This window comes from Neobacillus drentensis (genome assembly GCF_036965645.1).
Lineage (GTDB): Bacteria > Bacillota > Bacilli > Bacillales > Cytobacillaceae > Neobacillus > Neobacillus drentensis_D.
Genome location: NZ_JBALPZ010000130.1, coordinates 1 through 8,961, shown reverse-complemented (window position 1 = coordinate 8,961; position 8,961 = coordinate 1). Strand labels below are relative to the sequence as shown.

Annotated in this window: 9 protein-coding genes and 10 tRNA genes; 17 read left to right on the top strand and 2 right to left on the bottom strand. The window is 40.3% G+C overall.

The window, feature by feature from the left end; all coding sequences use genetic code 11:
- Positions 1-30: 30 nt before the first annotated feature.
- Positions 31-678: a rhomboid family intramembrane serine protease gene (locus V7266_RS22755; protein ID WP_335471255.1), complete on the bottom strand. Its 648-nt coding sequence runs from the start codon at positions 676-678 to the stop codon at positions 31-33.
- A gap of 167 nt (positions 679-845) precedes the next feature.
- On the opposite strand from V7266_RS22755, the gene acpS reads away from it, so the two are divergent.
- From acpS to V7266_RS22725, 6 genes are all read left to right on the top strand, one after another.
- Positions 846-1,193 (top strand): holo-ACP synthase, encoded by a 348-nt coding sequence (gene acpS / locus V7266_RS22750; protein WP_335471254.1) that lies wholly within the window; start codon positions 846-848, stop codon positions 1,191-1,193.
- Between the two features lie 224 nt (positions 1,194-1,417).
- On the top strand, positions 1,418-2,437 hold the full coding sequence (locus V7266_RS22745) for a LolA family protein (RefSeq protein ID WP_335471253.1): 1,020 nt from the start codon (positions 1,418-1,420) through the stop codon (positions 2,435-2,437).
- Positions 2,438-2,591: 154 nt separating this feature from the next.
- Positions 2,592-3,764, top strand: coding sequence for an alanine racemase (alr, locus tag V7266_RS22740; protein ID WP_335471252.1), 1,173 nt, complete (start codon positions 2,592-2,594; stop codon positions 3,762-3,764).
- Between the two features lie 266 nt (positions 3,765-4,030).
- The gene (locus tag V7266_RS22735; RefSeq protein ID WP_098531723.1) at positions 4,031-4,312 is read left to right on the top strand and encodes a CopG family ribbon-helix-helix protein; all 282 of its coding nucleotides are present in this window, start codon (positions 4,031-4,033) and stop codon (positions 4,310-4,312) included.
- Between the two features lie 4 nt (positions 4,313-4,316).
- Entirely contained in the window at positions 4,317-4,667 is a 351-nt protein-coding gene (gene ndoA / locus V7266_RS22730) for a type II toxin-antitoxin system endoribonuclease NdoA (RefSeq protein WP_007083556.1), read from the top strand.
- Positions 4,668-4,832: 165 nt separating this feature from the next.
- Positions 4,833-7,019 (top strand): Tex family protein, encoded by a 2,187-nt coding sequence (locus V7266_RS22725; protein ID WP_420491485.1) that lies wholly within the window; start codon positions 4,833-4,835, stop codon positions 7,017-7,019.
- A 71-nt stretch (positions 7,020-7,090) separates the two neighbouring features.
- Here V7266_RS22725 and cmpA read toward each other — a convergent pair whose 3' ends face one another.
- On the bottom strand, positions 7,091-7,204 hold the full coding sequence (gene cmpA / locus V7266_RS22720) for a cortex morphogenetic protein CmpA (protein ID WP_007083554.1): 114 nt from the start codon (positions 7,202-7,204) through the stop codon (positions 7,091-7,093).
- Between the two features lie 99 nt (positions 7,205-7,303).
- Here cmpA and V7266_RS22715 point away from each other — a divergent pair, with 99 nt between their 5' ends.
- From V7266_RS22715 to V7266_RS22665, 11 genes are all read left to right on the top strand, one after another.
- Entirely contained in the window at positions 7,304-7,774 is a 471-nt protein-coding gene (locus V7266_RS22715) for a SprT family protein (RefSeq protein ID WP_335471249.1), read from the top strand.
- A gap of 123 nt (positions 7,775-7,897) precedes the next feature.
- Positions 7,898-7,972: transfer RNA gene (locus V7266_RS22710), tRNA-Asn, on the top strand.
- 7 nt (positions 7,973-7,979) lie between these two features.
- A tRNA-Ser gene (locus V7266_RS22705) sits at positions 7,980-8,070 on the top strand.
- Positions 8,071-8,081: 11 nt separating this feature from the next.
- Positions 8,082-8,153 (top strand) — tRNA-Glu (locus V7266_RS22700).
- Positions 8,154-8,210: 57 nt separating this feature from the next.
- Positions 8,211-8,285 (top strand) — tRNA-Gln (locus V7266_RS22695).
- 18 nt (positions 8,286-8,303) lie between these two features.
- Positions 8,304-8,379 (top strand) — tRNA-Lys (locus V7266_RS22690).
- A gap of 14 nt (positions 8,380-8,393) precedes the next feature.
- Positions 8,394-8,478, top strand: a tRNA-Leu gene (locus V7266_RS22685).
- Positions 8,479-8,540: 62 nt separating this feature from the next.
- A tRNA-Leu gene (locus V7266_RS22680) sits at positions 8,541-8,626 on the top strand.
- A 60-nt stretch (positions 8,627-8,686) separates the two neighbouring features.
- A tRNA-Arg gene (locus tag V7266_RS22675) sits at positions 8,687-8,763 on the top strand.
- 6 nt (positions 8,764-8,769) lie between these two features.
- Positions 8,770-8,846 (top strand) — tRNA-Pro (locus tag V7266_RS22670).
- A gap of 15 nt (positions 8,847-8,861) precedes the next feature.
- Positions 8,862-8,935 (top strand) — tRNA-Gly (locus tag V7266_RS22665).
- The last annotated feature ends 26 nt before the right edge of the window (positions 8,936-8,961 follow it).

The window sequence follows — 8,961 nt, the reverse complement described above, 5'->3', positions numbered from 1 at the left end:
TGTTTACTCCCTGTTTTATGCTGTGGTAAATTATCTCCAAAGTCCTAAAATCACTAGGATGATAATCGTTGACCAGATTAACATTTTTATTGGAGATTGGAAGGATACGTTTCTCTTTTGACTTCTTGCCCAAGATGTGGTGGTCTGAATAGAATCTGACAGGTCTTTTTTATTAAAGTAAGGGATAGACCCCATTAAGAAGCCCCCCAATAATCCAAACAGATGGGCGCTTACATTGATATTTGGCTGTAAGAAGGTCATGATTAAACTAACTGCACAAAGAATGAGAATAACTTGACTGTTTTGCTGAGACATCATGGTCTTCCTGAAGATGATAATAGCTATATAATAGCCAAATAATCCAAAGATGGCCCCGCTTGATCCAACGTGGGTGTAAGTTAACGGCTCAAAAAGTAGAGTAGCCACATTGGCAATAAGTCCTGAGAAAAGGTAGATGACGAGAAACTTGGCGCTCCCCAACATACGTTCTAGTGCGGGTCCAAACAGAATGAGGGAGAAACTATTAAAGAGCATATGAGAAAAACCGCTATGCATGAATGTTGGGGTAATCAGCCTCCATACTTCTCCTTCCATTATATAGAGATTAACACCGGATAAATTTTCAAAGAACCAATTGTTTGGAAAGATCGGCAGAATGGTTAAAAAATATAATACCAAGTGAATTGCCACTATAATAGAGACCATCGGATAAAAGCGGATAAATTCACGAAGGTTTTCAGTTCTGGTGAATATTGGAATCACTCCTCTCCATTACATCATAAACAGATTCTTGGTCTTGTACACTATTATGCTAAAAGTAAATAAAATAGAAGGATGGTAAAACCATGATTAAGGGAATTGGCATTGATATTATTGAACTGGATAGAATCCGCGGACTGATTAACAAACAAAGCAAGTTGGTTGATCGGATCTTAACCGTTAACGAAAAGAAAAGGTATGAAGAATTATCTGAGGTAAGAAAAGTAGAGTTCTTAGCAGGAAGATTTGCGGCAAAAGAAGCTTTTTCCAAGGCATTTGGCACTGGAATAGGAAAGGAACTATCTTTTCAAGACATGGAGATTGAGACAGATGACTTGGGAAAACCGTTTTTTCGGAAACCAGAGGTCCAATCACATTTGTCTATCTCTCATAGCAGGGAATATGCTGTTGCGCAAGTGGTATTAGAAAAATAGAAGATGGTTCAAATGATTTGAGGATTCTCTAGCTCTAGCGTCTGTTCAAGCGCTGGAGCTTTTAATTTTTCTAGGGCTTGGCTCTGGATATGAATAATCCCCGAGGTTGTCTCATATATTCATAGGGAAATAGGAGAGACAAGGTCAGCTATGGTTTATAAGCCTGATTCCTGCCTTTCTCTTCTTTGATAATCATATGAATGACACAAGAAGGGGTTGAAGGGATGAGGAAAAAGTTTTTACTGCTTATGACAGGGCTAATGGTCATTTTCTTGCTAGCTGCCTGTGGGTCAAAATCACAAGACGATGTGGTAAAGGAGCTAAGGAGTAAGCAGAGTGATTTAACCAGCTATAAAGTGAACGCGAAAATGACACTGAAAATGGGCTCAGATTCTCAGGTGTATAACGTTGAGATTTGGCATAAAGATCCTACATTTTACCGTGTAAATTTAAAAAATGCTGAGAAAGACCAAAGTCAAATGATCCTAAGAAATAAAGAGGGCGTATTTGTTTTGACGCCAGCATTGAATAAAAGCTTCCGTTTTCAAAGTGATTGGCCGCAAAATAGCAGCCAAGCCTATCTGTATGAGTCCTTAATAAAAGATATTGTTGCGGATAAAGAAGCTAAGTTCTCCTCAACAAAAGATTATTATATTTTTGAAACGAAGACACGTTATCAAAATAATAGTATGCTGCCATTTCAGGAAATTAAGCTGAATAAAAGCGATTTATCGCCTGCTGTTGTCAAAGTAATGGACCCTGACCGAAATGCCCTTGTAACAGTTGAATTTTCAAAGGTGAAATTTAATGCTGATTTAAATAAAGACGATTTCGATATGAAAAAGAATATGACACGGGCACAGTTGAATCTACCAGCAATGGCGGGCGCTAAAGACAAAGATCAGTCATTCACAATTAAATATCCAACCTATGAGTTAACGGGAACCAAGTTACTGGAAGAAAAGACAGTCAAAATTGAGGATGGTAAGCGGGTTGTCCTTACGTATGACGGAAAAAAATCCTATACACTTGTTCAGGAGAAAGTATCAACAAAGGCTGCTTCTGCTAATCCGACCCTAATGGAGGGTGATATCGTAGATCTCGGTGCAACTTTTGGGGCGCTGTCAGATCATTCACTTTCATGGTCACAAGGCGGTGTCGATTATATGGTTGCATCGAATAACCTGACTAGGGATGAGATGGTAGAAATAGCGAAATCTCTTCAAGATGACTCCGTAAAATAATAATCTAACGAAAACAGGCCTTGTGCCTGTTTTTTGACGTTTATAAGTAGTATGATATTTTTGAACCAAAAAGCGGCCACCCGCTTAAAAAAAATTATCATAATCCAATTTTGTGGTAAAATAAAAAAATGCATTTTAACTAGGATGTGGACAGATGGAAAAGCAAGTCAATTTTTATCGGGATACATGGGCAGAAGTTGATTTGGATTGTATCACAGAAAATGTATCCTCGGTAAAAAAACATTTACCAGACCAAGTGGAGATAATTGCTGTAGTAAAAGCGAATGCCTATGGTCATGGTGATGTTCAAGTAGCCAAAGCAGCCCTTTTGGCAGGAGCAAGTTTTCTCGCAGTAGCTTTTATGGATGAAGCGGTTGCAATTAGACATAAAGGAATCAAGGTTCCTATTTTAGTTCTAGGAGCAACTCGACCTGAGGATGTTCAAGTGGCAGCCAAGTACGATATTTCCCTTACTGTTTTTCAAAAAGAATGGCTTCAAGAAGCGCAAAAACATTTGTCAGTGGGTGAAAGAGTTTCCCTGCATATCAAAGTAGATACAGGAATGGGAAGAATCGGCGTCCGCAGCCGTGATGAATTATCATCTCTAGAACAATTAATCTTAGCGAATGAACAATTTCATTTTGAAGGAATTTTTACTCATTTTGCCACAGCAGATGAATTAGATAATAGTTATTTTCAGAAGCAATTAGCGCGATTTGAGGATTTGTTAAAGGTGTTAACGAAGCGGCCGAAGTATATTCATTCCAGTAATAGTGCGGCAGCAATCAGGTTTCCTAATGCCTATTTTAATGCAGTTCGGCTTGGCATCGCTATGTATGGTCTTACGCCATCTCTTCAAATGGAACAAGAAATTCCATTCCCATTGAAGGAGGCCTTTTCACTAAAAACACGGCTTGTCCATGTGAAGCAGGTTCAAAAAGGGGATAAGGTCAGTTATGGGGCCACATACGAAAGTAAGGAAGATGAGTGGATCGGCACCATCCCGATTGGGTATGCTGACGGATGGATTCGGAGGCTGCAAGGACAAGAGGTGTTAGTGGACGGAAAGCGTTCACCCATTGTCGGGAGAATTTGTATGGATCAGTGTATGATACGACTACCTGGTAAATTACCAGTTGGAACAACTGTTACATTAATAGGCCGGCAGGGCGGGCAATTCATTTCTGTCAATGAAATTGCGGCGAAGCTTGAAACCATTAATTATGAAGTTCCATGCATTATTACCAATCGTGTTCCAAGGCTTTATAAAAAAAATGGCAAAATTGTCGATATAAAAAATGATCTGCTTAGTAATTCACAGGCTTAAATACAGAAATTCAAACATATTTATGTTATTGCGGTAAATTGTGCATAAAAGCATCTTTTATTGGCTTATAATACAGTAGAATTATATTTAGTCTATGAATTGGGCTTGATTAGTGTTATTATTAAATATGGTACAGATATTAAATTTAATGTTCGCTTATGGCTTACCGCAGAGGAGCGTAAACAGAAGTGCAGTTAAATTTAAGCATCAGAATGTAATTCTGGTTAGATAAAAATGGTGTGTAGTGATGGTGGAGGTGTATGTTTGTGTCTGAAACTGGCGCAACTACGGAAATCTTAGTAAAGTTACCGCAACATCTTTTAACTGAGTTAGATGGTTTCGTTAAGCAAGAAAATGTAAACCGCAGTGAGTTTATTTACCAAGCAACCAAAATGTATTTACGCGAACGGAAAAAGAGACAAATTCGCGAGTCGATGAGACGTGGATACATGGAAATGGCAAAGATCAATCTTAGAATTGCATCAGAAGCATTTTTAGCAGAATATGAGGCAGAACACACAGTTGAACGTCTTGTAAGCGGAGGATAATCCTTTGATTGTCAAGCGTGGTGACGTTTATTTTGCGGACCTATCCCCAGTTGTTGGTTCTGAACAAGGCGGCGTCCGACCAGTACTTGTCATCCAAAACGACATCGGGAATCGGTTTAGTCCCACAGTGATTGTTGCAGCGATTACAGCTCAAATTCAAAAAGCTAAGCTTCCTACTCATGTAGAAATTGATGCGAAGCGCTACGGATTTGAACGTGATTCGGTCATTCTGTTAGAGCAAATTCGTACAATTGATAAGCAGCGGTTAACCGATAAGATCACCCATCTCGATGACGAAATGATGGAGAAAGTGGATGAAGCCTTACAGGTAAGTTTAGGTCTCATCGAATTCTAGTTTAAAGTACGCTCTTTTAAAAGAGCGTTTTTTCATACATAACCTGCCTCTGATTTTTCTGCAAATTAGCAAGCTAATCCTAGCTTGCTTTTCTTTTTGTCAAAAGGAGATAAAGGCCTTTGATGAAACCATTAATCTAATTTGATACAATGAAATGAAAGAAGAATGGAGGATTGTTTCGTGAACGATACAGTTGTGAAAGATGAACAGCTCTTAGGTAAAATTGCGAATGAGCTAGCTATCTCCTATAAACAGGTGAAAAGTGTTATTTCATTGCTTGATGAAGGGAATACGGTTCCGTTCATTGCTCGTTATAGAAAGGAAATGACCGGTGCCCTTGATGAGGTGCAAATTCGGACTATTTTAGAACGCTGGCAGTACATTCAAAATCTAGAGCATCGAAAAGAAGAAGTCCTGCGAATTATTGAGGAACAAGGAAAATTAACGGAAGATTTAAGTAAGGCCATTACGAAGGCTGAAAAGCTCCAAGAGGTTGAAGATTTATATAGGCCCTATAAACAAAAAAGAAGAACAAAAGCAACCGTGGCTAAGGAAAAGGGTTTAGAACCATTTGCGGAGTGGCTGATGACCTTTCCAAAAGAGAACATCGATCAAAAAGCAAAAGAGTTTCTTTCGGAGGAAAAACAAGTTCTTACAATTGAAGAAGCTATTACGGGTGCAAAGGATATTATTGCAGAAATGGTTTCTGATGATGCGGAAGGCCGTAAATGGATCCGTAAAGAAACGTTTAAAACTGGCACAGTCGCATCAGTTGTGAAAGAGGCAGAAAAAGACGAAAAGAATGTTTATGAAATGTACTACGAATATGAAGAACCGGTTAATAAAATTGTTCCACACCGGATTCTTGCCTTAAATCGCGGGGAAAAGGAAGACATTTTACGTGCTTCGATTAAGATGAATGCAGAATTAATCATGACTTATCTATCGAGAAAGTGGATTCGTGTTCCGCATTCACCTGCTGCCCCGCTTGTGCAAGAAGCGCTAGAGGATGGATATAAAAGGTTGATTCAGCCATCCATCGAACGGGAAATTCGAGCTGAGTTAACGGAAAAGGCAGAGGAACAAGCTATACATATTTTTTCGGAAAACCTTCGAAACTTACTCCTTCAACCTCCTTTAAAGGGAAAAGTGGTGATAGGAGTAGACCCGGCTTACCGGACAGGCTGTAAATTAGCGGTCGTAGACGAAACGGGCAAGGTATTAAAGATTGATGTTATCTATCCGCATCCACCTGTATCAAAAACAAAAGAAGCACGGGAGAAGTTTATTAACATTCTTCGAGAATATAAGGTGGAAATGGCCGCGATCGGTAATGGTACTGCATCAAGGGAAACAGAACAGTTTGTTGCTGATATTTTAAAAGAGATGGATAAAGAAATCTTTTATCTTATCGTCAACGAGGCAGGCGCTAGCGTCTATTCTGCCTCCGATCTTGCAAGAGAAGAGTTTCCGAATTTCCAAGTGGAAGAAAGAAGTGCTGTTTCCATTGCACGGCGCTTGCAGGATCCATTAGCGGAATTGGTGAAAATTGACCCAAAATCAGTGGGGGTTGGTCAATACCAGCATGATGTTGCCCAGAAGCGACTTTCCGAGTCGCTGCATTTTGTGGTAGAAACGGCTGTTAACCAGGTTGGGGTGAACGTGAATACCGCGTCTTCTTCCCTACTTCAGTATGTGGCGGGATTAAACAAAACTGCAGCCAATAATATTGTTAAAAAGCGGGAGGAGGAAGGGAAGTTCACCAGCAGAGTGCAATTAAAGAAGGTACCTCGTTTAGGGGCTAAAACCTATGAACAGGCCATCGGTTTCCTTCGTGTGCTAGATGGTAAGCAGCCGTTAGACAGAACAGGAATACATCCGGAAAACTATGATGAGGTTAAAAAGTTATTAACAAGTCTAGGTTTTACAGCAAATGACTTAGGTTCAGAAGAGTTAAAAACCGCACTAAACGGACTTGATTTAAAGGCCGTTTCTAAGGAATTATCCGTTGGTGAGTTAACTCTGAAGGATATTATTGATGCTTTAGTAAGACCAGAACGAGATCCCCGTGATGATTTACCTCGCCCGCTTCTGAAAAAAGATGTCTTAAAGCTAGAAGACTTAAAAGCAGGAATGGAACTACAAGGCACAGTCCGGAATGTGGTGGACTTCGGTGCGTTTGTTGATATCGGTGTCAAACAGGATGGGCTTGTTCATATATCAAAGCTCAGCAATCGTTTTGTCAAACATCCTTTGGACATTGTTTCAGTAGGTGATGTGGTAACGGTTTGGGTGGACTCTGTAGATATGAAAAAGGGCCGTGTTGCCTTAACTATGCTGCCGCCATCTTAAAATAGTAGAAGTGCCTATAGTCAGAGAAAGGTTCGGAGACTATAGGCACTGTAACTAGAGGGACACTGCTTTTAGGAGCAGTGTTTTTTTCTGTAAAAAAACCAGCACTGGTTAAGCAGCTTAATTTGATAGCGGTCCTTCTCATAGAAAGCCCTTTTCATTTGGTTTTGCAACCAAGTTGGCATAGTGTAAAACCTCCCGAAAAGTACATCATTCATTAAGGGTATATACAATATATGCTATAATAGGTTGTCATGTTCGCTTGAAAGTGGGGAACTGTTAAAATGGATCAAAAGGAACTTCAAATATTAGTCGAAAAGCTGTCTCATGAATACTTTGGGAAGCCGTTTAAACACACGGCACTGTTTAATCTAAGGTTACGATCGACGGGGGGGAGATATCTTTTAGGTACACATAATATTGAAATTAATAAAAAGTATCTAGAACAGCTTGGGGAAGAAGAATTAATCGGTATTATAAAGCATGAATTATGCCATTATCACCTTCATCTCGAAGGTAGAGGATACCAGCACAAGGACCCTGAATTTAAGTTCTTATTAAAGAAGGTGGGCGCACCGCGTTTTTGTAATCAGCTTCCTGAAAGAAGTGTTAAACGTACTGCAAAAAAGGTACTTATTTATCAATGTATAAACTGTAAGACAACCTATCAAAGAAAAAGAAGTATTAATACTTCAAGGTATGTGTGTGGAAAGTGTAGAGGGAAATTATTAAAAGTTGAGGAAATTCAATTATAATTCTTTGGAAATTCGGTAATAATGTTTTATGTAAAATTAATGTTGACTTTATAGTTTCAGGTCATTATAATGTAAAGAGTCGGTAGGGCAAACGCCTTATTGAGAAGATAGATTTTTGATTATTCCGCAGTAGCTCAGTGGTAGAGCTATCGGCTGTTAACCGATCGGTCGTAGGTTCGAGTCCTACCTGCGGAGCCATTTATATGGGGAAGTACTCAAGAGGCTGAAGAGGCGCCCCTGCTAAGGGTGTAGGTCGGGTAACCGGCGCGAGGGTTCAAATCCCTCCTTCTCCGCCATATAAATTATTGGCCCCTTGGTCAAGCGGTTAAGACACCGCCCTTTCACGGCGGTAACACGGGTTCGAATCCCGTAGGGGTCATCAGGGACGGGGAGTGACGTTGTTTCATTTCCTGTTTCTTAATCTAATTAATCATACTGGGCTATAGCCAAGCGGTAAGGCATCGCACTTTGACTGCGACATGCGTTGGTTCAAATCCAGCTAGCCCAGCCATTTTATTTAATAAAGTATGAGCCATTAGCTCAGTTGGTAGAGCATCTGACTTTTAATCAGAGGGTCGAAGGTTCGAGTCCTTCATGGCTCACCATTCGATTATCATATGCGGGTGTGGCGGAATTGGCAGACGCACCAGACTTAGGATCTGGCGCCGCAAGGCGTGGGGGTTCGACTCCCTTCACCCGCACCACAAATTACCTCTTGAATTAATTAGTGTTTGATGTTATGATTATTTTTGTCGCTAATTCATATGCGGTCGTGGCGGAATGGCAGACGCGCTAGGTTGAGGGCCTAGTGGGGGCAACCCCGTGGAGGTTCAAGTCCTCTCGGCCGCACCAAAAAAGTTGTTGACAAATTAAAAATGATTTGATATACTTTAAAAGTTGCTTTAAAAATAAGCACCCTTAGCTCAGCTGGATAGAGTGTTTGACTACGAATCAAAAGGTCGGGAGTTCGAATCTCTCAGGGCGCACCACTTTAACGGGAAGTAGCTCAGCTTGGTAGAGCACTTGGTTTGGGACCAAGGGGTCGCAGGTTCGAATCCTGTCTTCCCGACCATTCAGAATATTATATGCGGGTGTAGTTTACTGGTAAAACCTCAGCCTTCCAAGCTGATGTAGTGGGTTCGATTCCCATCACCCGCTCCAAATTTGTTCTTTGAAAACTAAACAAA